Source organism: Pseudomonas sp. M20 (assembly GCF_045037865.1).
Classification (GTDB): domain Bacteria; phylum Pseudomonadota; class Gammaproteobacteria; order Pseudomonadales; family Pseudomonadaceae; genus Aquipseudomonas.
This window is the reverse complement of record NZ_CP173611.1, coordinates 1,676,609-1,697,442: the sequence shown is the minus strand read 5'-3', so window position 1 is coordinate 1,697,442 and position 20,834 is coordinate 1,676,609. Positions and strand designations below refer to the sequence as shown.

Here is a 20,834-nt window from a genome sequence, read left to right as displayed (position 1 = left end):
GGCCGGCCTTACAACTGCCAGGAACCGATATCGGCATTCACGCCGTCGCCGTCCGGCTGACCGTCGGCACCGAGGGAAAAAATGTCGATCTCGCCATTCGCGCCGGGGTTGAGGTACTGATAAGGCCGCCCCCACGGATCGTTCGGCAAGCGCTCCAGGTACGAGCGCCAATTGCTGTTCTTCGCATCCGCCGGCCGCTCAACCAGGACTTTCAAACCCTGATTCATCGACGGATAAGTACCGTGATCAAGGCGATACAACTTCAACGCCTGCATCAACCCACCAATATCCTGCTTCGCCGCCGTCGCCCGCGCCTGATCCGGCCGGTCGAGTACCTTGGGCACCACCATCGCCGCAAGAATCCCCAGAATCACCACGACCACCATGATCTCGATCAGGGTAAAACCCTGCTGACCACGCGGCGTGCGCATCGGTTGCTGAAGCGATTTGAAAGGTGCGATATCCATCTCGACATACCCTGGCTTGATTCGATTCGACGCGCAGTGTTGCAAGAAGATATGTCAGTGATGTTGAAAATCCTCGGGTGTTTTCGTCGTCAAGCCGTCAAGCACGCGGGTTAGCGTCGAGGGCTGGGTTTTGGCTTTGGGCCATGTATGCGTGCGCGTTCGCGGGAAGCAGGTTTCACGTTGATTGAGGTGCTGGTGGCGCTGGCGATTATTGCCGTGGCGATGTCGGCGGCAGTGCGCGTGGCGGGGTTGATGACGCAGAGCAGCGGGGTTTTAAGGGATCGGTCGGTGGCGATGATTGCGGCGCAGAGTCGGATGGCGGAGTTGCGGCTGGAAGGGAAGTTGCCGATGGGGATGAAGGCGCAGGAATGTGATCAGGGGCGGCTATTGCTGCGCTGTGAACAGGTGATCAGCGCAGCCGAAAATGGACGGTTGCTCAAGATTGGTATTCAGGTATTCGACCGCAACCAGGACGCGCCACCGTTGGCCAGGCTTGAGACTTTAATGTCCCGAACCGAAAGCCCCTCACCCTAGCCCTCTCCCAGAGGTAGAGGGGACCGATTCGGGGATATTCGAGAGTTACACCGACTTGAACGTCTTTCGTTGAATCCAAAATCGCCAAGCTCACAAAGCCAAATCGAAGGCCCTTCACCAAAGCCATAATCGCTAAGTTCCTTCACCGAACCATAATCGCCAAAATCTTCCAGGTCGACGTACCCCGCAAGACACCTCGGTCGGCCCCCTCTCCCTCCGGGAGAGGGCTGGGGTGAGGGCTGCTTCTACTCGCAACCCCCAGAATCACCAAAGCCATAATCCCCACGATCTTTCAGGTCGACGTACCCCGCAAGACACCTCGATCGGCCCCCTCTCCCCCCGGGAGAGGGCTGGGGTGAGGGTAGCTTTTGCCCCCCATCCCGGAAGAATCATCTACAGAAACTGAGACCGGCCAGAAGCCATCATTGCCATGACAATGGTATCGTCCCCTCCTTTTCCAAATTTCTGACAGATTATGAATAGAACCAAATCCACAATCTGGGCCATTGCTCCCGCACCAGGCATCCCTGAATCACCCGCTCTTCCAATTGAGTCTGCAAACCTTCGACCCGCTTGCTTCGAGCCGCCCTACGCTGTCGTGAGTATTCTCCCGTGCTCTCGTTGATGGATGTCTACAGGCCCAACACATCGCAGAACGCGCGACTGAATGAGTTGCTGACTGTGAGCGAAGCTAATATTGACAGTGCTGAATCCACAGCCGACCTATTGAAGGTGATCCACGAGTTCGCCTCCTACGATGGCCCGCTCAAATTCAATTGCACACGCGCATGGTGTTTTTTCGGTACTGGCCTGCTATTGATTGCGGGCGCTGTAGTCCTTTTTGGGTATATGAATACCTATTCCGTCGTTTCTTTCTTTCAACGTCTGCAAATTGAGCCTGGCTTGGTCGGCGCAGTCACTGGTGTGCTAGGCATCGGGTTCGCCGTTGGGAGCATGAAATGGATGACATCCAAAGCTGATCGCTTGCCATCGCTCAGCCGAAGAATTGCTGAACTGTCCTCCTACTTCCACAACGGGTTGATGTTCCTGGAAGAAGACTCGGACTGGACCCTCGACGAACTGGATGCGCAATTTGGTGACTACACTCGAGGCAACTACAGCCGAGAGTTTGTCGAATCGATAGAGGGAGTATTTACCGGCACACTGCGTGAGCTTCCTTACAATTACCGCCAACTGCACTACGTCAACAAACGAACGGTGCAAGTCACGGTGACCGACAAAGACGGCAAAACCAAAACGGAGACGCGAGTGGTGTATGACCACTACGACCGGTACAGTTTGGTCATCGACTTTCCCTGGGTCACCGGGATATCGGTCAGATCTGATGACCAATCAGAGAACGACTACTCATGGCCGATGGACACGGCATCTCCGGACTTTAATAAAGCGTTCTGTTTGACTGGGCAGAGCGAGATACTCTGCGCGAAATTCATCAAACCTTCGACAGTGCTGCACTTGTTGAAGCTATTCGACATCCTCCATCGTCCGAACCTGGAGTTCTCCGACAATGGCAAGCTGTGCCTCAGCTTCGCGAGCAGCGACCTGCTCGCGTTCGGCACTGAGCATACGCTGGCTTCACCCAACGAGTTTTACGCAGAAATTTCTGCGGGTGTCGCACTGCCCCGCCTGATGTCTGTGCTCCAATGGAGCCATGCACTCACCGAACTGCACGATGACAACTTTGCCTTGACCGCCACTCCCCCAAAAAAACGCAAAGAGAAGTAAGCCATGGACATTGCACTCATCCTCTCCGCTGTGATCGCCGTCATCATCATCTTAGTGGGCTTGGGCATCTACAACGACATCATCGGGGGACACAACGCAGTACAACGTGCCTGGTCGGACGTCCTCGTTTACGAACGCCAAAAGACCAAGGTGCTCGATCAGCTTCAAAAGGTGCTCGCCGACTTCATGGTCTTTGAGGCCAGCCTCCTCGAAAAAATCACCGGCCTGCGCAGCGCGGTCCACGCCCTGCCTGCTGGAGCGGACGGCCATGCCCTCACCAAAGTTGAAACCGCCTCGAGAGAGCTGATGGGTGGCTTGCGCATCGCTTTCGAGGCCTACCCTGACCTGAAAGCATCAGAAGCGGCGAACAACATGATGCGTGAAATTGCCGAACAACAAGAGAACGTCGGAGCGGCCATCACCATCTACAACCGCAACGTCGAACTGTTCAACAACACCATCGAGATGTTCCCGGGCTCGGTCGTCAATGGCCTGTTCAACAAGAAAACTCGCGTTACGCCATTCACCGATACCGAAGCTTCGCAGAGCTTCTCTTACACCCCGAATATCTAACCTGCGTTAAGCATCAAACCATCACCTGTGAGGGTGGTGGTCGATCACCTGTCCCCTTGAATAGATTCGCCGCTGATTTCTCGGGCGCGAACCATTCAATGACACGAGCGTTCAATCGGCCCCTTCTGAATCAACCAGCCCCACCACCGGAACCTGCCAAGCAGGCTTTTTCCCGCTCTGACCATCAAACACACGACGCGCCTCGCGAAAATCATCCACGTGCTCCACAACCCAAGTCCAAATCGGCGACATGCGAACCAACAACTCCATACCCAACGCCGTCAGCTCGTACTCAACATGGGGCGGCACTTGATCCAACTCCCGCCGTATCAGCAGACCATCACGTTCCAGCGCCCGCAGCGTCTTGGTCAACATGCGCTGAGTCACGCCCGTCATTTGCCGTTTGATCTCGGCATGACGCATCGTGCCGTACACACCCAGGGCATGCAGGATGCCCAGTGACCAGCGGCTGCCGGCGTGCGCCAGGACTTCGCGCCGCACGCCATCATCGTCTCGTCTTAGCGTCTGGCAGATCGCTTCTGCCTGGCTAAGGGTTTCCTCATCGGTCATGTGTCCCCCTGGTATCACGCGTGTGCCTTCTTCTGAGCGCTGCGCAATCGTGCCAGCATCGCCAAATCATACAGACGACGGATCTCAGGAGACATCATGACCGCAGCGACCCACCCTTCCCCCCAATCCATTCTCGTACTCGGCGCCGGAGAACTCGGCCTGCCGGTGCTGCGCAATCTGGCGCGGGTAGCCAAGCGCTCGCCCGGCAGCACCCTCAGCGTCCTGCTCAGGGATTCGACCATCAACACACAAGTCCCTGAGAAAAAACTGGAAATCGATGAACTGCGCAGCCTGGGCATCCAGCTGGTCGCAGCAGACCTGGTTGACGACTCCATCGATCAACTGGCCGAAGTGTTCGCAGCATTCGACACCGTCATAGGCTGCGCCGGCATGGTCGCGGGCCGTGAAACGCCGATGAAACTGGCGACCGCAGCGCTCAAGTCCGGCGTGAAGCGCTACTTCCCTTGGCAGTTTGGCGTCGATTTCGAAGTGATTGGCCGGGGCAGCCCGCAGGACTTGTTCGATGCGCAACTCGACGTGCGCGAACTACTTCGTGCACAAGATAAAACCGAGTGGGTGATCATCTCGACCGGCATGTTCACCAGTTTTCTGTTCGAGCCGGTCTTTGAGGTCGTCGACTTTGAGAACGACGCCATCAACGCCTTGGGCAGCCTGGAAACCAGCGTGACGCTCACGACGCCCGAGGACATCGGTAAGCTGACAGCGGACATCGTTTTCTTCGAACCGCGCTTTCGCAATGAGATCGTCTACCTGTCTGGCGACACGGTGACGTATGGGCAGGTGACGAGCCTGCTTGAACGTGTGCTGGGGCGGCCGTTCAAGCGTAACGTCTGGACGGTTCCGTACCTGATGCAGGAACTGGAAAAAGACCCCACTCATCACATCAAAAAATACCGCGCCGTATTTGCCCAAGGCAGAGGCGTGTCGTGGCCGAAAGCGGGGACGTTCAACGAACAGCATTCGATTCAGGTAACTACGGCTGAACAGTGGGCTCGGGACAACCTCGCAGTCGATTAACGCTAAGCAAGCACCACTCGCGGTTACAGAAACGCGTACATCGTGTCGAAACTTATCGCGGCAGAAGAGCCAGCGCACTCCCACCATGGAACACGCTCAAAGGTGGGAGCGAGCCTGCTCGCGAAGGCGCCAGAGTTCACACCTGATCAATCACCAAGTGCTCTGACACCTGCATCACTCCGGCAACTGCAAATTATCCAACGCCCGATTCACCGCCAACTCCCCGAGCATGATCAACTGCGCAATCCCCGCCAGCGCCTGGCGCTGCGATGCCGGCAACAGACTGGAGACGTTCTGGGCGATGGTTTTGGCCGAAGCGAGTGTTTCACTGGCATCGACCAGCAGTTCTTCGGTTTTGTTGTCCGCTGTCACGGCGTACATCCCACGGTTTTTACGTGGGGGCGGCGTGGAACCGGGCGGACAGAGGTAATGGTCGAGCGCGCGGTCGGCGGCTTCGTGGAGTTTTTTGGAGTCGATGGATTCGTAGGGGGAAACCGAGGCGGTTTCGGGCGGGTTGGGTGTTGGTTTGATCATGGTGAAGCTCCTATTAGAGTGGAGCCGCCATAACTGTCGCTAAACAGAAAGGTGGCGGCTGTACGCAGGTTAGCGAACCGGTTATAGGCACCCGGCAGACCCGAGGGTCTCCCGCATACAGCCCCCATAGCGGAGTCGCAGACATTGAATCTGCGACAAAGCATGGAACGCTGATGCACCTAATACAAAAAGTCGAGTCGCTAAACCCGATCGCTGATTCGTCAGCGACCGGACCACAATAGAACTCGCCCCCAAGGCGCACAAGCCGGCGGATTCTGGCGTAGCTGTAGGCAAAGGCGCAAGGATATGTAGCCTGAGAGAGTGTCTGGAGATGTCTTTTTAAACATTGGCGTTTATCTGGCCCGTCATTCCGCGACAGATCCCTCAACAGATCCGCTCCCTCATCCCAACAGACGAAAGAAAATGGCCGAGATTGCCAGTCGTAACTGACAACCTCGGCCATATAAATAGTGCTATTTCTTCCAGCACATATCGACGTCACCCTGAGTGCTCAGGTCTGTATCGATGCCCAACCGGTACCTGCAGTAATCAATAATCCACCCCCGTTCCTCTGCCGTCAGGCGCTCTATCTTCCTGATCTCGCCATCATTGGCGTGGATGTTGTAGAACTTCATCTGAAACGTGGGGTGCTTCTTGATGAAGACAATCGTCTCGATGTCGCCATCCTCAACGGCGTTGTAGTAGCCGACGTAGAGCATGGTCACCACGACGAGGATTGCCGCGATTAAAAGCTTTTTCATTTTTTCGGTGCCGGAGGTGGAAGCAGATTTTTTGGCTTGATGACTCAGTGCTCAGCACCGCTAAACAAAACCTGACTTAACAGCGATCCCAAAGCTGATCATGACCAACAACAGAAAAATGACGCTCCATTGCAGCACTACTAGCTTCCGTTTGAGGGGGGCTGGGAAACTGGCCAAATCTTCAAAGTTCAGCTCGCCCCTTTTCAAGTAAAACTTAGGGAACGTCACAATTCCCGAAATGCCGCCTACGAGCAGAAGCTTTCCCCAAGGCCCACCATGCCGAAGCGGTGCCCGAGTCATGATGGCTGAGCAATTCTTCAGGTGCTCCAACATCAAATCCATCTTCGTATAGGCCAGGTGCAAACAGAAGCCTATCCAAAGAATCAGCCCTGCCAGATCAACGATGGCAATGGACAGAAGTACCTTATCAACGACGTTCAAACTCACTTCCCCGCCGAGTAGATTTTCTCACCAGTTCACTCGCTTTTAGTCTCCAAGCGTTCAAACGGGGCTGATCACGCTTCTCATCCGGTTACTTGAGTACTCCTGATTTCCCCAGAGCAACCAGCACAACCATCGCAGAAAGCAGCACTATTGCGCTCCATTGCATCAACACAAGTCTCTGCTTGAGGGAGGAAGGAAAATTCTCTACGTCATCGGCACTGAGCGTGCCGCGTCTCATATAGAAATTCGTGAACGTAACGAGACCAGAGGCACCACCTACTAGAAGCAATTTTCCCCACGCACCTCCGTGCTTAAGCGCAGCTAACCTAGTACCGGCAGAACTGTTTTTGAGGTGTTCAAGGATCACGTCCATCTTGATATGTGCAATGTAGAGAGCAATTCCGATCCAGATGATCATCGAGATAATCACTACGCCACACAATCCTCCGACTATCAGTTCAGCGGTATTCATTTAGTCACCTCGTAAATCACTTCGCCGAACATTTCACCACCGGCCCCTCCTACCGCCCCGCCAGCATATGAGCCTGCCGCTACAACGACCACGCCGCAAGCGAGGGTTCCCAATCCACCCGTAGGCACGCCAAGCCCCACACAGATTGCACCTACCACTGGAGCAGTGAGTGCTGCACCTGTCATCGCCCCACCGGTCACACCGCCAATGAAGCTACCGCCCTCTGTGTATTTAATCTTTTCACAGGCATCTTTGTTACCTGCCGCACAGACTTCTTGAACCTTCATGTAAGACGCCCCTCCCACGACCGCTGTACCAATCCAGCCACCATACTTCACAACCTTGGCCGCTCTGGCGACACCTTCTGCGTGAGTGGCGTAACCGGGAATCTGTCCCGGAGCACCGGCCAGGGCCCAGTGATGCACCAAGCTTTTACTTGAAATGCCGAGGGCTGATTTCAAACTTGGATGATCAGGGAAACCGATGCCCTTTCTGGTTAACCCGGTGAGCTGCCTATCAAGCTTGGCAAACAGTCGTGCGCGTTCATCAAAGAACTCCGAACCACGCAAATGACCGTCACGCTGAAAACTTTTCTGGTGCAGCGTTTCGATTTCCTTCAGCGACGTTGTCACGTCTCCCAGGTTCTTGGCGAAGATTGATTCACCCACTCCGATTGATGTTGAGCCTTGCGAAAGAATGGACTCAATCTGGCTCTGATAGCGAACCATGAAGCTCGCCTCTTCGTCGGTCATGGGCTTGAGTGCCGCGTCCACTTTCTGGGCCGCTTCCATGAGCAACGCTTCTTCACGTGTGCACTGAGGATTGTTCGGATCACTCAACACGATGAGCTACCCGGGCTTGGCGTACCCAGTGACGTGAGGGTTGAGGCGCGTGAATTTCTCGAGCGTTGCACCATCCGGCTTATCGAACAATGCTGCTTCCAGCGCAGAGCGCGGCATGACTTGCTGAACGATGTAGAAACCGGGTTCCGCTGCTGGCTTCGCAACAGCCGGTTTCTCTGCGGGAGCCTCAGGGTATTCTGCCCAGTGCTTGGCGTGCAGATCAGTCGGTTCTACGCCACGGTAGACCTGTTTTCTTGGCGGGTTAGGTAGTGCGGGCCTTGGTACGTTTCCATATTCACTCATGCATCATCCTTGTTCACTTCGGGAATCCCGACTTGAGGTTCCGACAGTCCGACGCTATCGAAAAGCCCAAGTGCTGGCTGTAGGACAAAACTTAAAAAGCTGTGCCCAAACGGCTGATTCCTGTCATTCGCGGGGTGCGCAGGATAACTGGTGAGGGAAGATGGGTGTATGGCAGCAGATGGCCACTCCATCGCGTTAGAGCTGACTTGTACGCGTTAAGCTATCTTTAACACCCTAGCTGCTTCCGGCCATTAGCAGTCATTCAGATTTGTGTAGGGAACCAGGGACGATTGATAGTGACAACAAGCGATACTGCTTGTGGATGAGTTGACGGAAGGCCTTTAGCGCAATGTGAGGCGTTGGGGGGTTCAGATTTCCAACAGGCGGTCTCGCCAAAATATTTGTATGGTGGCATTGTGCACCTACAGCTCAATCGCTCGACTATGCGGCGTTTGCGCAGTAAAAGCACTCACTGAAGAAAGCTGGATGCTGAATTCTTACGAGGAACTGCAAGCATGATCCACGACGCGACGCCCTCTTGGAGTGGATATAATTACCAAGGAAAGCTTGCTCTTCATTACGTACTTTGTCACATACGCGAAAAGCTTAGCGCAGATCCTACGCACACATTCCACGGTGATTCAATCGTTTTAGAGAACAACGAAGATTTTGAATTATTCGTAGGTGGAGAACTGGTTTCATTTCATCAAGTTAAGGCTTACGAAAAACAAAGCTTCAGTTCATATGATGAGGCACTCTTCGGGCTTACACTAAACCTGTACAGCCAGCCAGGCCCATTAGGCTACATACATACTTGGAAGGTCATTAACCTTCCTGCTGGTAAAAATCTGCAGCAAGCCATCGCAGATTTTATTAGGGATCTAATAAACGAGCATGATGCTACGCCAGCATCGAGTACGATTTTTAAGGCAGTCAATGTTGAGCCAGATAGAAACAAAACCGCGAAAATAATAAAGCAGGCGTTTCATAGTTTGACGGTAGAGGAAGTCTACGACGCGCTTCAAGCCATTGTAACTGACCCGCTATTAGCTTTAGCCAGAATACAGAGCTATATGTATAACGGGAGAGCCTGCTGCAGCATCGACGATATAAATGATCTAATCAAGTCGAAACTTCAAGAAATTCTGATTATAAGGGGAGGAGTGAATACCGCCAAGCAGATCGATAACGGTTTTCATCATCTGCTGGAAATGGTGGACATCTATGTGACGGAAAGACACTTGCAAAAGCAAGCGTCCGACCTATTACATATCGAAATATCCGAAATTATCGCAATTTTGGATGCAGATTATGAAGATATAAGCGGTAAGTATTTGGCCATCAAATTCAAAGAGCGCTTTTTTTGCCTCTTTGATGAGTTTATTAGCAATCCCGACTATTATTCCACACCCGAAGACCCGGAAGGGTTCGTGTGTAATCTTTCCCAGATTCGATATACTCTGCTGAATGCAGACCCGGAAAAGCTTTTTAGTTATTACAAAAACTTTTCGCCATCCGTAAAATTTGATTCACTAACAAATATCGATCAAGCTTTAGCAGTCAATGAAAACGGTGTAACCGACGTACTACTTAGAATTTTTAATGCTATAGATTGTGCGTCTTGCGAGAATGACGAGAGCAATAATAAATTAGTATATCGATCACTAGCCAAACCTGCGAACTATTACCTGCCAACAACTATAAATGATCGATCGCCTACCAACATCGCCAAGAAACTCAGGGCCAACACACGGATCGTAGAAGATTTATATGAAATTAACCATATGATCTACGATGGACCGCAGAGGATGTCACTGAATGAGCAAGCTACTACGCATACCACCGCGCCACTGTCGGCTAACGTGGTAGAAGAAGAGCCCCGCGACGATTATTTTAGCAATCTTCGGCTGATACCCATTCAGCAAGCCATGGATGAACTAAATGCTGATTAATCTGATAGACAATGTTTTTTTGAATAACGGGTATGAGGCTTTAAAATTCGAGCATAACTACGACGAGTTGATAACAAGGCTTTTCAAGCCTTTAGCAGCCGAAAACAAAGCCGAATATTACTTGGTTATAGAATGTAAAAAAGCTACGAGCCAGCATGCTGAAAAGTTGCTTTCCGAGTGGGCGGATGGTTTGCATCTAAAAGCTAGAGAAAGCCCAATCGTGGATAGAGCGTTCTCTAAAAATTGCACGATGATAATTTGCTGGCCTGAGCGCGCCATCACGAGTAAGCAAGTATTTCAGCTGGAAGAGGACCGATACAACTTCAAAAAAAATGTAATTTCCTATAGCCCGGAAGAACTCGCGGACTTGAAAGAAAAAAATAGCGACCTCACGCTTTTACAACTCAACGAATTGGTTAGCCAGGGTGATGGTGCATATTTTCAACGATTCAAAGAGAAATCCGCCGAGCTTGAAAATTATTACTCTCTTATATTGAAGATATTTATAAAGATACCTTTTGTTACCTACCTGCATGATCCAAAGCGATTATTTGATTTGGACTCATCTTTAGTTTCCAACCTCTCCAAAAATGAATTGGATCTGTATGAGTTTTCGCAGGAGACTGATGAAAACCTTGACGATGAACAATTAATGTCCGAATTTTTGAAGAGGACAATCTAGTGATAAGACTTTCGAGCATCGAATTTACAAATTTCAAGGTATTCGGCAGCGACGCATATCGGGTCGACTTCAATAGAAGTGATCTAATGCTTTTAGATGGGCCCAATGGATATGGGAAAACCTCGGTTTTCGATGCTATTGAACTGGCTCTTTCCGGAACAATTAAACGCTTCATCAGTACGGACGGCCGTCAGATTCCTGAAGATGTGGTTGTTGCTTACAACCCTCGATCAGACGTCCTAATTGATGTTGTGCTTTCACGATCGCCAGAAGATCTGTTATCGTTCAGACGAAAACTCAAATCCCCAATACCTACCGGCGCACAAAAAATATCTCGCTTCCCTGAACTTTGGGACGTATTTATTAAAGACGAGTCAGGTTGGACGCCAGCAAAGCAAACAGACGTAGACAAAATCCTTGAAAACAACAACTTCACTAGAGACTTTCATCTGTTCCATTATGTGCAGCAAGAGGAAGCTGCTTCATTTTTAAAGTCAAATAGTGAAACTGCGCGGGCTACTGAGATATCACAGCTTTTTGGCGATACCGCCGCTGCAGAAGCCAAATACACACACCTGAAGAATACAGAAAAGCGGCTCGCTTCCCAGCGTACAATACAGCTTCAAAAAGCCGAACTATTAAAAAATAGCCACAACATAGACGACGAAAGGCATACCACAAAATTTGGTGAAGTCGAGCACCATTACCTGCTTCCTTGGTTAGTAGAAAACTCTAAATCACCGGAATGGGATTTGTTGGAGTTTGAAGCATTCAATCAGTCAAAATTTTCATCTTTTTCCAGCGAGCTTGATCGAATGCTGGAATTTGTTAAGAATCGAGACTTTTATCTTAGTTCTCTTCCGTACTCAAGAGCCTACCGGTCACCTGACCTAATATCAGATTATATTTGCTTTTACAATTCTTTAGGTCATATCCAGGATATGGACGAAAGAAGGTCGAAGGATAAGGTTTTTGAAAGATGTCATGCTGCTTTGTTGGGTGGCGATATTCCGGATAATTTATTTCATATTTTTGACCTGTTAGGGAGACATGATTTTGAACAGTTTCAAAAAGATCAAGACACGATAAATGAGCTTCGCAGGAGCAGCTCGGGACTCAAAGTAATTTACCGAAAAATTGTTGCACAACATACGGAATTGAATAATTCCTTAGCTGCGTTACCTGAAGAATCTAGGTGTCCATTCTGTGGCAAGCCCCACGAAAATCATGACCAGCTTGAGATTGCCGCTTCGATTCGTGCAAGTGACTTTTCAAAGCTGTTATCGGATCAAGATAGATCAATCCTAGTGCTGGCAAATAGCATAAAAACTCGTTTTATTGAGCCAGTGATTGCAAAGATTGAAGAGTTTCGGGCTAAAAACACTGTCCTTCCAGATAACGTGATGGCATCGTTGAAAAAAGCAGAGCTCACTAAAGAGCGTTTGATTAAATTTGACGCGTGGTTAAAAGGTTGCCCCTTCAGTGTCGATGACCTGATGCTTCCGCCACTATCTCATCAAGTGGACGCTGAAAAACTTTCCTCAAATCTTGAGGAAATGATGAATCGCATACACACAAATACACCACCAGCTTCACTGGAATACCAACTCGCAAACGAAGGTGACGCCTTTGATCGGATGTTCAGAGAGTATTTTGGCAATCGCAACGGTAATCTCTTGTCGATTACTGAAGAAAAAGTTGAACAAAAGAAAAAATATCTAGAGTCTTGTTTTCATTCGTCATTTCAAGCTGTGCTAAAAGATATCGCGACCCATACGGAGAACGCTAAAAGGCTAGAGAAAATTGAGCAGGAGCTAGCCGGAATCGCAGTGAAAGTGCTTAAAAAAATTCGCCAGTATAAAAAGAAGTTGATCGGCGACATTGAAATTCCATTCTACATCTATTCGGGAAAAATATTACAATCACACCAGTCCGGAATTGGGCAAGGTGTCTTCCTTAAGGACCCCACCGGCGGAGATGAGCTTAAAAACGTTAGATTAGTATCGAATTACCAACGTGATCATGACATTTTGAACACCATGAGCTCGGGGCAAATTTCAGCAGTGGTTATTTCATTAACTCTGGCCTTAAACAAGATTTACGCTAAAAGCTTCTCGCCAATTCTCATTGATGATCCTGTGCAAACCATGGATGACATCAACATGTCTTCATTGGTCGAACTGTTACGCAATGAATTTCCTGATCGACAAATAGTGCTTTCCACACACGAAGACAAAGTGGCTAAATATTTTGTATATAAATATCTAAAATATGGTCGAAAAGTTCGCCAACTGAATCTTATGACAGGGGAAGAATTTGATTCATTAGATAACTATACGTACGCACCAGTGGTGGGCTAGAGCACAGTGAGCTACCCTGAATTCTCTAAACACCTCTGAATCCCCCCTTTCGGCGATAGCAGGTATTCTCGACTGCCTGCTTCACGCCGAGAGCGACCACAAATACTCTATTGCTTGTCGACTCTTTGCTTTTCAGGCACTTAAACTGGCAGTCAAAAAAACCGCAAAAAAGAATTTGATCCTACAAATCAGGGTCTCGTAAGCCTCGGCAACACCACCCCCTCCGCCAACCTCTCCACCCCCAACCGCACCCTCTCCCCACCCTGCTCAATCACCACCCCATCCCCCTCCACCGCCACCAACTTCACTCCAGGCCCCACCTTCTCCCCCTGCAAAAAACTCCTCGGCGGCCCGTCGTTCAAACTCAGTATCGCCACCGCCCCCCGACTCCCCGCCATCACCCCGCTCACCTTGATGTCCATCGGCGCCGTTTGATTGGAAAACCACTGCAACGCCGGGCTATCGCTACGCGCCGCAAGCAACTGCGGGGCCGCTGCCGGGGTGTGGGATTCGGCGGAGGTCAGCAGCAGCGACGACCACGTCGCCACGCCGACCAGCGCCGCAAGCAGTGCGAGGGCCTGGACCATTTGGGGTGGGGAAATACGTGCGGTGAAAGTCATGGGTTGAATCTCCTTTTTATCCCTGCTGTCAGCCTACGCGGCAATTCTCTCCGTTTTATTTCACACGCCTTACATGTTGGCCGTGCACGATGGCGCAGGACGCAAAGGAGCGCGCGCGCGATGAACAGGCAACAGGGTTTTACGCTGATCGAGTTGATGGTGGTGCTGGTGATCATCGGCATCGCCAGTGCGGCGATCAGCCTGAGTATCAAGCCGGATCCGTTGCAGTTGCTGCGCAAGGATGCCGAGCGTGTGGCGCAGTTGCTGCAGGTGGCGCAGGCCGAGGCCCGGGCGGATGGCCGGCCGATTGTGTGGGTGAGTGATGCCAAGGGGTTTCGGTTTAGTCGGCGCAGTGACAGTGGCAAGGGGTTTGATCATTTCGCGCAGGATCCGCAGTTGCGGCCGCGTGCCTGGCAGAGTCCGAAGGTGGAGGTGCGGGTGGAGCCGAAACAGAGGGTTGTGCTGAACGCTGAGTGGATCAATCCGCCGCTGCAATTGACGTTGTCGGATGGGTTGAATCGCTTGAGTGTGCTGCGTGATGGCAGTGGCAGGATCAGCCTGCAATGAAGCGCCAGCAAGGGTTTACGTTGATTGAGGTGATGGTCGCGATTCTGTTGATGGCGGTGGTGAGTCTGATTGCCTGGCGGGGGCTGGACAGTGTGACGCGGGCGGACAGCCATTTGCAGGCGAGCAGTGAGCAGAGTGACGGTTTGTTGCGGGCGCTGAATCAGTTGCAGCGGGATGTGGAGATGCGGGCGGGGGTTGAGTTGACCGAGCCGAAGAAGGTTGGCGTGGATGATGAGCCGCCGAGCGCCCCGCCCGCTTTGACTGTGCGCAGTAGCGACAGTAAGGGGTTTCGGCTGGACATTATTCGGACGGCGGCGGACCAGCCGGGGGCGTTGCAGCGGGTGCGGTGGTGGGTCAAGGGCGACACGTTGTATCGGGCGGTGGCTGAGGCGCGGAGTCGGTATCCGTTGCCGGCGCCTGGGAATGGGGTGGCTGTTTTGAATGATGTCAGTGATGTGCAGGTACGGGTTTGGGAGGTGGATAAGGGGTGGCGGCAGTTGAGCGGGAATCGGCGGGAGGATCCGTTGGGGTTGGAGATTCGGTTGAGTCGGGGGACGGCGCAGGGGGTGGAGAAGTATCGGCAGGTGATTGGGCCGTTGGAGTGATTTGCTGGCCATGAATTAAATGTGGGAGGGGATTGCTCGCGAGCGTGGTGGGTCAGTCAACATGGTTGTTACTGATGGACCGCTTTCGCGAGCAGGCTCGCTCCCACAATTGGATTGGGGGTAGCCAGTTGGGGATTGGTTGGCTGGTAGGCCGTCTTCGCGAGCAAGCTCGCTCCCACAGTGGGATTGGGTGAGGTCAGTTGGAGGTTGGTTGGCTGTGAGGTCGTCATCGCGAGCAGGCTCACTCCTACAATTGGATTGGGGGTGGGCAGTTGGGGATTGGTTGGCTGGTAGGTCGCCTTCGCGAGCAGGCTCGCTCCTACAGTTGGATTGGGTGGAGTCAGTTGGGGATTGGTTGGCTGGTAGGCCGTCTTCGCGAGCAGGCTCGCTCCCACAGTTTTAATTTGCGTACCACCCCAGCGGCAAAGCCGCCCCACTCAACAGGATGAGCGTTAGCTCGGCTGCAGCTTTTGATCTTGATCCACGGGCGACGTCGGAAGGCTGAGTGGAGGGATTCATCCGGGGGTGGGAGCGCAGCGACCGTTTGGCGCAGCCAAATGCATCGAGAGGAGGTGCAGCGAAGCAAACCGTAGGCGATGCGCCCGGATGAATCCCGCAGCGAAGGAACCCCGAGCCCTAGCGAGCGGGCCGCACGTAGGAGCAAGCCTTTTTGGTTACTTTTTCGGCGTCTGGAAAAAGTGACCCGCCGTAAGGGCGGAACCCTAAGCCGCCGTTACCGCAACAACGGATATGTACCCAATCAAACCCACTAACTCAAAACGACAACGCCACCCGGCAACTCAGTGCACTTGACGCCATAAGCATCGCGAATCAGCAATGCAACGCCAGCAAGTTGGTCAAGGCTAAAGCGCGCCTGCACCCGCCGCTGCCCAAGCTCACGATTAAGCAGCAACAACATCCCCGGCCGATACCGGTTGATCTCGTCGATCATCTGACTCAGCGTAGCGCCATTAAACACCAACACTTGCTGACGCCAATTCATCACCGCCGCCGTGTCGACACTCTGCACACTGCCAACCTGCCGCGCGTCATAGGTCACCTGCTGCCCCGGTTCAAGACGCAGGCTACGCCCCTCAACATCCACTTCAACCGCACCATCAAGACAAGTCACACACACCTGCTGATCGGTATTACGCAAATTGAACCGCCCCTGACTCGCGCGCAACCACCCTCCCCCAGCCTGCATCGCCAACGGCAACCGCGCGGTCTGCACTTCAACCTCACCACTGACCAGTTCAAACCCCTGCACACCCTCAGACACTGCACGCTGATTGATCCGCGTCTGAGTATTCAGCTCCAGGCTCACACCCTGCACCGGTTCGAAACGACGCTGCTGGCCAACTTCAGTGATGTAGTCAGCGCCCAGCCCTTCAAAACCACCAGGAATCGTCCCGCGCACCAGCAAAAACGCCGCCGACGCAGCAATCGCCCCACCGAGAAAAGCACGTCGACCAAACCCGCGCGGTGCCTGCAAGCCTTGCGCGGCAGGTTGCAGGTTGTGCCACAACCGCTTGGCCTCTTCGAACGCGCGGGCATGTTCGGCACTCTGCGCGCACCATTCGCGCAGAGCGCGGGCGTCGGCCACAGTGGCGCGGCCGGAGGTCAGCAGGACCAGCCAGTCGCGGGCTTCGCTGTGCAGATGGTCGGCCGCCGATGGCTTGGCAGATGTCAGTCGAAAGATGTTCAAACGCGCAGATTCTCAACGAATTGATCGGGCACTATTCAGAAGACGGTTTTCCGGCCCCGCGACCGAACCGCTGAAACACTTTTCTTTCCAGTTTCGCCGCGCAAAAGCCCAACGCCGCTTTGATTTCCTTCTCGACCATGCGCGTGGAAATGCCGAAACGCTGCGAGATTTCCAGGTGCGGCGCCTCTTCCAGACGCGCCGCGATGAAGATCTTCCGGCGCCGTGCGGGCAGCTCGTACAACGCACTGAGCAGCGACTGGATTTCCTTCTGCCCGCCCACCACCCGCGCCGGATCGAGGGCTTCGTCGCCGATTTGCAGCAGATCCTCGACTTCTTCGCCGGTGAGCAGGCGCGCGTCGGCCTGACGGCGGTCGGCGGCGATGTTCAGGGCCATGCGGTAGAGGTAAGCATTGGGCCGCAGGACGTTCGGCGGCGTCTCCATGCGGTCGACGCGCAGGTAGGTTTCGTGCAGCACGTCGTTGGCCAGATCCTCCGAACCGAGACGCCTGCGCAGGCGCACCCGAAAGTCCTCGTAGGACGTCAGGAACAGTTGGACCATCGAACCTTGTCCGGTGTCTTTCATCCCCCGGAAACTCCTTCCCATTTGGTGCATTCCATGCGTTTCCCTGACGACTCCGGTAACAACAGCAACGTGACCGGCTGACGCAAGGCGCTGGGCGTCGGACGGTCGATCTTGAGATTGCGAAAGCTCTCCACCAGCGCGTTGTCGCGCCGTACATCACCGGTCGAAGTGACCAACCGGTTGTGCTGCACCAAGCCGTCGCGGCCAACCCAGACCTGCAACACCGCGCGATAACTGCCCGGTCGGGTCAGCGGCGAGCGGCACAGGTTGCGCTCGATCGCCGCTTGCACCGCCGTGGCGTAACTGCGGTTGACCGCGACGCTTTCCGGCGTCTGTTTTTGCGGCGGTGCCGGCACGTCTTCGACCTGCGCCACTTGCAAGGTAAACGCATCGTCGCGGGCATAGCGCGCCATCAAACCACTGCCGCCGAGCAATCGACGCAGGGCATCGGCGGCGGTGTATTCGCCGTCCACCGCGAGCGAACGTCGGCCGCGACTCAACTGACTGTCGACCAGCACCGCAACGCCAGTGGCGTGGCTGTACTGATCCAGCGCGTGCGCCAGATCCTGTGCCGGAATGTGCAGCGTCATTCGCAAGTCCGCCGGCACCGCGTCAGCCATGGCGTGGCCCGCCGCACAGCCAAGCAGCCACCCCAGACACATCCGGCGCACAAGCCTCGTTGAACGCTGAAAACCGTCCGTGGAATTGCCTCGCTGCACGGCTGACGAATCCTTGGAAATCGTCATCCTGAGGGCTGTTTATGAATCTGGTGTGACGGGCGGTGCAAAAAAACCATCACGGGAATTGCGCAAGGCTTGCACTAGACTCAAGCCATAGCGCGGCTCCTTCGGGCCGGCCAGGAGGCGAGCATGAAAACACTGTGGCGAATCAGCCTTGGCGGGCTGTTGTTGATGGCTCTGTCGAGCGCTTATGCGGAGCAGCCGTTGGGCTGTGTGGAAGTGACGGTCGGCGGTTACAAGGCGCCGAATTATGACTGTCTGAGCCAGCAGATGGGCAACAACCCGGAAGGCGCTGCGGCGGCGGAGAAGAATCAAGAGGCGCTGAATGTGCCGGTGAACAAGCGGCCGCCGAACCAAGTTGGGCTGGCGACCCCGGCGGCGACCAGTACGCGGATGGGCAACACCTTCGGCACCTCGGTGAAACCGCAACGTCCGGCGAATTAGGGCAACGTCAAAATCAAAAGATCGCAGCCTTCGGCAGCTCCTACATGGGATTTTGATCGTTTCCCTGTAGGAGCTGCCGAAGCCTGCGATCTTTTGATCTTCAATCGCTAGGCGTTTGGCGGAAGCTTACTGCGAGGCGGTTCCAGCTGTTGATGGTGGTCACGGCCATGGTCAGGTCGACCAATTCCCCTTCGTTGAATTGCTCGCGCGCCTGCTGATACACCTCATCAGGCACACGGCTCTCCGCCAACAACGTCACCGCCTCGGCCCAGGCCAGCGCCGCACGCTCGCGCGGGTTGAAGAAGTTGCTGTCGCGCCACACCGCGATCGCATACAAACGCCGATCACTCTCCCCGGCCCGTCGCGCATCCACCGAGTGCATGTCGGTGCAGAATGCGCAGCCATTGAGTTGCGAGGCTCGGATGCGGATCAATTGCAGCAGCGGCTGTTCGATGCTGAGGTTGGCGGTCAGCGCCTCCATGGCAATCATCGCTTTCATCGCTTTGGGCGAAGCGTTGTAGTAATCCAGGCGCGGGGACATGGGCAGGTCTCGTTAGACGGAATAATGAGTTCACCGTAAACGCCGACAGCGATGCATTACAGCCCCAATTGCACGGAAAACCGCTACACCAATCACCATCAGCCGAGCACAAATCCCTGTAGGAGTGAGCCTGCTCGCGATAGCGGTGTGTCAGGCAACATTTTTGTCGGATGTGCCACCGTGATCGCGAGCAGGCTCACTCCTACAGGGATCTAGGCCAATTTCGGGTTTTTCGGGTAGGCAACTATTGCCGATCTCGCAACAGCGGTAATCTGGCCGGCACGCCTAATAGCCTCGGGAGCCTCGTCGGTATGGAACTTCATGTCGTGATCAACGGCCGCAAGGATCTCGCCGGTCAGTTGTATCAGCAATTGCGCGGGGCCATAGAATCCGGGCGCCTCGCCGCCGGCACGCAATTGCCGCCCAGCCGCCTGCTCGCCGAGCAACTGGGCATCTCGCGCAAGACTATTTCCGACACCTACGCACAACTGACCTACGAAAACTTCCTCACCGGGGTCATCGGCAAAGGCACTTACGTCAACGCACGCCCGGCGCAAATCCAGCGCAAGCAAAGCCACAGCGAACTGGCCAGTGCCGAAGTGATCGAGAGCTGGCGCAATCTGCCGGTGTTCTTGCGTCACCCAACGCTGGAAGGCTCGCTGCGTTACGACTTTATCGGTGGCGCGACCAGCAAGGGCCAGTTCCCGCAGGATGACTGGCGCCGCTGCGTCGCCCATGCGATGCGCCAGATGAGTCAGTCCAAGGGTTTCTACAGCGTCGCCGAAGGCCTGCCGGCGCTGCGCAATGCGATTGCCCGGCACATCGCTTTTTCCCGCGGGATCAACTGTCAGGATGAAGACATCGTCGTGTGCAACGGCGCGCAACAGGCGCTGGACCTGATCACCCGAGTGTTGATTCGCCCCGGCAGTCTGGTGGCAATGGAAGACCCCGGTTATCCGCCGGCACGCCTGTTGTTCGCCACCCATGGCGCCGAGGTGGTCGGGATTCCGGTGGATGCCGAGGGCATTCAGGTCGAGCACATTCCCGATGGCACGCGCCTCATCTATGTCACGCCGTCGCATCAGTTTCCGCTGGGCATGCCAATGAGTCAGGCGCGCCGCGAAGCCTTGCTGGCTCGCGCTCATGAGCTGGGCGCGATCATCATCGAGGACGACTATGACAGCGAGTTTCGCTACGAAGGTCGGCCGACCGATTCGCTGTACAACCTCGATCAGCGTGGCATCGTCGCTTACGTCGGCACCTTCTCGAAGACCCTGCTGCCGGAATTGCGCCTGGGTTATGCGATCCTGCCGCCGGCCATTCTCGAGGCAGTGATCCGCGCCAAGCAACTGACCGACCTGCACGCCTCGACCCTGCCGCAGTGGGCATTGGCCAAGTTCATCGCCGAAGGTTGCCTGCTCAAGCATATCCGCCGCTGTCATGCGATTTATGCGCAGCGCCGTGAGCGGATTCTGGCGCGCATGGCGGATGATTTGTCGCCATGGCTTGAGGCGGTGCCGGCCTGCGCCGGGTTTCATATGGCGGTGTTCTGCAAGGTGCCGATCAACTTGCCGCTGGTGATCGAACTGGCGAAAAAGGTCGAAGTCGGGCTGTACTCGATCAACGGTTTCTATCATCAGCAACCGGCGAAGAACGGCCTGTATTTCGGCTTCGGCGCCATCGAAACGCTGGACATCGATATCGCTCTGGATCGCCTGCGTGACATCCTCGAACAGCTGTCATGAACC

General features: G+C 54.2%; 22 protein-coding genes and 1 pseudogene. 11 read left to right on the top strand and 12 right to left on the bottom strand.

The genetic code is table 11. The features are described 5' to 3' along the window. Positions 1-8: 8 nt before the first annotated feature. On the bottom strand, positions 9-467 hold the full coding sequence (gene gspG / locus ACI514_RS07790; protein ID WP_038368790.1) for a type II secretion system major pseudopilin GspG: 459 nt from the start codon (positions 465-467) through the stop codon (positions 9-11). 147 nt (positions 468-614) lie between these two features. On the opposite strand from gspG, the gene gspI reads away from it, so the two are divergent. The 3 genes from gspI (at position 615) to ACI514_RS07775 (ending at position 3,320) form a co-directional block, all read left to right on the top strand. After that, on the top strand, positions 615-1,001 hold the full coding sequence (gspI, locus tag ACI514_RS07785; RefSeq protein ID WP_405123455.1) for a type II secretion system minor pseudopilin GspI: 387 nt from the start codon (positions 615-617) through the stop codon (positions 999-1,001). 681 nt (positions 1,002-1,682) lie between these two features. Then, positions 1,683-2,747 carry a hypothetical protein gene (locus ACI514_RS07780; protein ID WP_405123454.1) on the top strand — a complete coding sequence of 355 codons (1,065 nt, stop codon included), beginning with the start codon at positions 1,683-1,685 and terminating at the stop codon, positions 2,745-2,747. A gap of 3 nt (positions 2,748-2,750) precedes the next feature. Beyond that, positions 2,751-3,320 (top strand): LemA family protein, encoded by a 570-nt coding sequence (locus ACI514_RS07775; protein WP_160058373.1) that lies wholly within the window; start codon positions 2,751-2,753, stop codon positions 3,318-3,320. A 111-nt stretch (positions 3,321-3,431) separates the two neighbouring features. On the opposite strand, the gene ACI514_RS07770 is transcribed toward ACI514_RS07775, so the two are convergent. After that, positions 3,432-3,890 (bottom strand): helix-turn-helix domain-containing protein, encoded by a 459-nt coding sequence (locus ACI514_RS07770; protein ID WP_095122810.1) that lies wholly within the window; start codon positions 3,888-3,890, stop codon positions 3,432-3,434. 96 nt (positions 3,891-3,986) lie between these two features. On the opposite strand from ACI514_RS07770, the gene ACI514_RS07765 reads away from it, so the two are divergent. Then, positions 3,987-4,928, top strand: coding sequence for an aromatic alcohol reductase (locus ACI514_RS07765; RefSeq protein WP_405123453.1), 942 nt, complete (start codon positions 3,987-3,989; stop codon positions 4,926-4,928). Positions 4,929-5,102: 174 nt separating this feature from the next. Here ACI514_RS07765 and ACI514_RS07760 read toward each other — a convergent pair whose 3' ends face one another. From ACI514_RS07760 to ACI514_RS07740, 5 genes and pseudogenes are all read right to left on the bottom strand, one after another. Then, positions 5,103-5,462 (bottom strand): DUF6124 family protein, encoded by a 360-nt coding sequence (locus ACI514_RS07760; RefSeq protein WP_405123452.1) that lies wholly within the window; start codon positions 5,460-5,462, stop codon positions 5,103-5,105. 473 nt (positions 5,463-5,935) lie between these two features. Next, on the bottom strand, positions 5,936-6,223 hold the full coding sequence (locus ACI514_RS07755) for a hypothetical protein (RefSeq protein ID WP_405123451.1): 288 nt from the start codon (positions 6,221-6,223) through the stop codon (positions 5,936-5,938). A 60-nt stretch (positions 6,224-6,283) separates the two neighbouring features. Next, a complete protein-coding gene (locus ACI514_RS07750; protein ID WP_405123450.1) occupies positions 6,284-6,670 on the bottom strand; it encodes a hypothetical protein in 387 nt (128 codons plus the stop codon). 85 nt (positions 6,671-6,755) lie between these two features. After that, positions 6,756-7,139 carry a hypothetical protein gene (locus ACI514_RS07745; protein WP_150708672.1) on the bottom strand — a complete coding sequence of 128 codons (384 nt, stop codon included), beginning with the start codon at positions 7,137-7,139 and terminating at the stop codon, positions 6,756-6,758. Beyond that, positions 7,136-8,284 (bottom strand): annotated as a pseudogene (locus ACI514_RS07740) (hypothetical protein). The gene ACI514_RS07745 and the pseudogene ACI514_RS07740 overlap by 4 nt, the downstream one beginning before the upstream one ends. A gap of 515 nt (positions 8,285-8,799) precedes the next feature. On the opposite strand from ACI514_RS07740, the gene ACI514_RS07735 reads away from it, so the two are divergent. The 3 genes from ACI514_RS07735 to ACI514_RS07725 are packed head-to-tail and all read left to right on the top strand — an operon-like array spanning position 8,800 to position 13,278. Further along, positions 8,800-10,236 carry an ABC-three component system protein gene (locus ACI514_RS07735; protein ID WP_405123449.1) on the top strand — a complete coding sequence of 479 codons (1,437 nt, stop codon included), beginning with the start codon at positions 8,800-8,802 and terminating at the stop codon, positions 10,234-10,236. Beyond that, positions 10,226-10,918, top strand: coding sequence for an ABC-three component system middle component 1 (locus ACI514_RS07730; RefSeq protein ID WP_405123448.1), 693 nt, complete (start codon positions 10,226-10,228; stop codon positions 10,916-10,918). Before ACI514_RS07735 ends, ACI514_RS07730 begins: the two co-directional genes overlap by 11 nt. Further along, positions 10,918-13,278, top strand: coding sequence for an AAA family ATPase (locus tag ACI514_RS07725; protein ID WP_405123447.1), 2,361 nt, complete (start codon positions 10,918-10,920; stop codon positions 13,276-13,278). The genes ACI514_RS07730 and ACI514_RS07725 overlap by 1 nt, the downstream gene beginning before the upstream one ends. A 188-nt stretch (positions 13,279-13,466) precedes the next feature. Here the strand turns inward: ACI514_RS07725 and ACI514_RS07720 are convergent, their stop codons facing one another. Then, the gene (locus ACI514_RS07720; protein ID WP_102902200.1) at positions 13,467-13,898 is read right to left on the bottom strand and encodes a type II secretion system protein N; all 432 of its coding nucleotides are present in this window, start codon (positions 13,896-13,898) and stop codon (positions 13,467-13,469) included. A 120-nt stretch (positions 13,899-14,018) separates the two neighbouring features. On the opposite strand from ACI514_RS07720, the gene gspH reads away from it, so the two are divergent. Continuing rightward, positions 14,019-14,465 (top strand): type II secretion system minor pseudopilin GspH, encoded by a 447-nt coding sequence (gene gspH, locus ACI514_RS07715; protein ID WP_316918172.1) that lies wholly within the window; start codon positions 14,019-14,021, stop codon positions 14,463-14,465. After that, positions 14,462-15,070: a prepilin-type N-terminal cleavage/methylation domain-containing protein gene (locus tag ACI514_RS07710; RefSeq protein WP_137218205.1), complete on the top strand. Its 609-nt coding sequence runs from the start codon at positions 14,462-14,464 to the stop codon at positions 15,068-15,070. Before gspH ends, ACI514_RS07710 begins: the two co-directional genes overlap by 4 nt. Positions 15,071-15,839: 769 nt before the next feature. Here ACI514_RS07710 and ACI514_RS07705 read toward each other — a convergent pair. Genes ACI514_RS07705 through ACI514_RS07695 form a run of 3 tightly spaced genes read right to left on the bottom strand, consistent with a single transcriptional unit; the run spans position 15,840 to position 18,023 of the window. Next, positions 15,840-16,778 carry a FecR family protein gene (locus tag ACI514_RS07705; RefSeq protein ID WP_405123446.1) on the bottom strand — a complete coding sequence of 313 codons (939 nt, stop codon included), beginning with the start codon at positions 16,776-16,778 and terminating at the stop codon, positions 15,840-15,842. Positions 16,779-16,809: 31 nt separating this feature from the next. Continuing rightward, complete coding sequence (locus tag ACI514_RS07700; protein WP_405123445.1) at positions 16,810-17,361, bottom strand: RNA polymerase sigma factor; 552 nt, start codon at positions 17,359-17,361, stop codon at positions 16,810-16,812. Continuing rightward, positions 17,358-18,023 carry a secretin and TonB N-terminal domain-containing protein gene (locus tag ACI514_RS07695; RefSeq protein ID WP_095122850.1) on the bottom strand — a complete coding sequence of 222 codons (666 nt, stop codon included), beginning with the start codon at positions 18,021-18,023 and terminating at the stop codon, positions 17,358-17,360. Before ACI514_RS07695 ends, ACI514_RS07700 begins: the two co-directional genes overlap by 4 nt. A gap of 207 nt (positions 18,024-18,230) precedes the next feature. Here ACI514_RS07695 and ACI514_RS07690 point away from each other — a divergent pair, with 207 nt between their 5' ends. Beyond that, the gene (locus ACI514_RS07690) at positions 18,231-18,545 is read left to right on the top strand and encodes a hypothetical protein (protein WP_160058407.1); all 315 of its coding nucleotides are present in this window, start codon (positions 18,231-18,233) and stop codon (positions 18,543-18,545) included. Positions 18,546-18,645: 100 nt separating this feature from the next. Here ACI514_RS07690 and ACI514_RS07685 read toward each other — a convergent pair whose 3' ends face one another. Then, a complete protein-coding gene (locus tag ACI514_RS07685; protein WP_034155623.1) occupies positions 18,646-19,086 on the bottom strand; it encodes a carboxymuconolactone decarboxylase family protein in 441 nt (146 codons plus the stop codon). A 311-nt stretch (positions 19,087-19,397) separates the two neighbouring features. Here ACI514_RS07685 and ACI514_RS07680 point away from each other — a divergent pair, with 311 nt between their 5' ends. Beyond that, positions 19,398-20,831, top strand: a complete 1,434-nt coding sequence (locus tag ACI514_RS07680; RefSeq protein WP_405123444.1) for a PLP-dependent aminotransferase family protein — start codon at positions 19,398-19,400, stop codon at positions 20,829-20,831. Positions 20,832-20,834: the final 3 nt, after the last annotated feature.

Bases quoted from the DNA above. Each gene is read 5' to 3' on its own strand.
- gspG (WP_038368790.1), bottom strand. From the start codon at position 467: ATGGATATCGCACCTTTCAAATCGCTTCAGCAACCGATGCGCACGCCG.
- gspI (WP_405123455.1), top strand. From the start codon at position 615: ATGCGTGCGCGTTCGCGGGAAGCAGGTTTCACGTTGATTGAGGTGCTG.
- ACI514_RS07775 (WP_160058373.1), top strand. From the start codon at position 2,751: ATGGACATTGCACTCATCCTCTCCGCTGTGATCGCCGTCATCATCATC.
- ACI514_RS07770 (WP_095122810.1), bottom strand. From the start codon at position 3,890: ATGACCGATGAGGAAACCCTTAGCCAGGCAGAAGCGATCTGCCAGACG.
- ACI514_RS07765 (WP_405123453.1), top strand. From the start codon at position 3,987: ATGACCGCAGCGACCCACCCTTCCCCCCAATCCATTCTCGTACTCGGC.
- ACI514_RS07760 (WP_405123452.1), bottom strand. From the start codon at position 5,462: ATGATCAAACCAACACCCAACCCGCCCGAAACCGCCTCGGTTTCCCCC.
- ACI514_RS07755 (WP_405123451.1), bottom strand. From the start codon at position 6,223: ATGAAAAAGCTTTTAATCGCGGCAATCCTCGTCGTGGTGACCATGCTC.
- ACI514_RS07745 (WP_150708672.1), bottom strand. From the start codon at position 7,139: ATGAATACCGCTGAACTGATAGTCGGAGGATTGTGTGGCGTAGTGATT.
- ACI514_RS07735 (WP_405123449.1), top strand. From the start codon at position 8,800: ATGATCCACGACGCGACGCCCTCTTGGAGTGGATATAATTACCAAGGA.
- ACI514_RS07730 (WP_405123448.1), top strand. From the start codon at position 10,226: ATGCTGATTAATCTGATAGACAATGTTTTTTTGAATAACGGGTATGAG.
- ACI514_RS07720 (WP_102902200.1), bottom strand. From the start codon at position 13,898: ATGACTTTCACCGCACGTATTTCCCCACCCCAAATGGTCCAGGCCCTC.
- gspH (WP_316918172.1), top strand. From the start codon at position 14,019: ATGAACAGGCAACAGGGTTTTACGCTGATCGAGTTGATGGTGGTGCTG.
- ACI514_RS07710 (WP_137218205.1), top strand. From the start codon at position 14,462: ATGAAGCGCCAGCAAGGGTTTACGTTGATTGAGGTGATGGTCGCGATT.
- ACI514_RS07700 (WP_405123445.1), bottom strand. From the start codon at position 17,361: ATGAAAGACACCGGACAAGGTTCGATGGTCCAACTGTTCCTGACGTCC.
- ACI514_RS07695 (WP_095122850.1), bottom strand. From the start codon at position 18,023: ATGTGTCTGGGGTGGCTGCTTGGCTGTGCGGCGGGCCACGCCATGGCT.
- ACI514_RS07690 (WP_160058407.1), top strand. From the start codon at position 18,231: ATGAAAACACTGTGGCGAATCAGCCTTGGCGGGCTGTTGTTGATGGCT.
- ACI514_RS07685 (WP_034155623.1), bottom strand. From the start codon at position 19,086: ATGTCCCCGCGCCTGGATTACTACAACGCTTCGCCCAAAGCGATGAAA.
- ACI514_RS07680 (WP_405123444.1), top strand. From the start codon at position 19,398: ATGGAACTTCATGTCGTGATCAACGGCCGCAAGGATCTCGCCGGTCAG.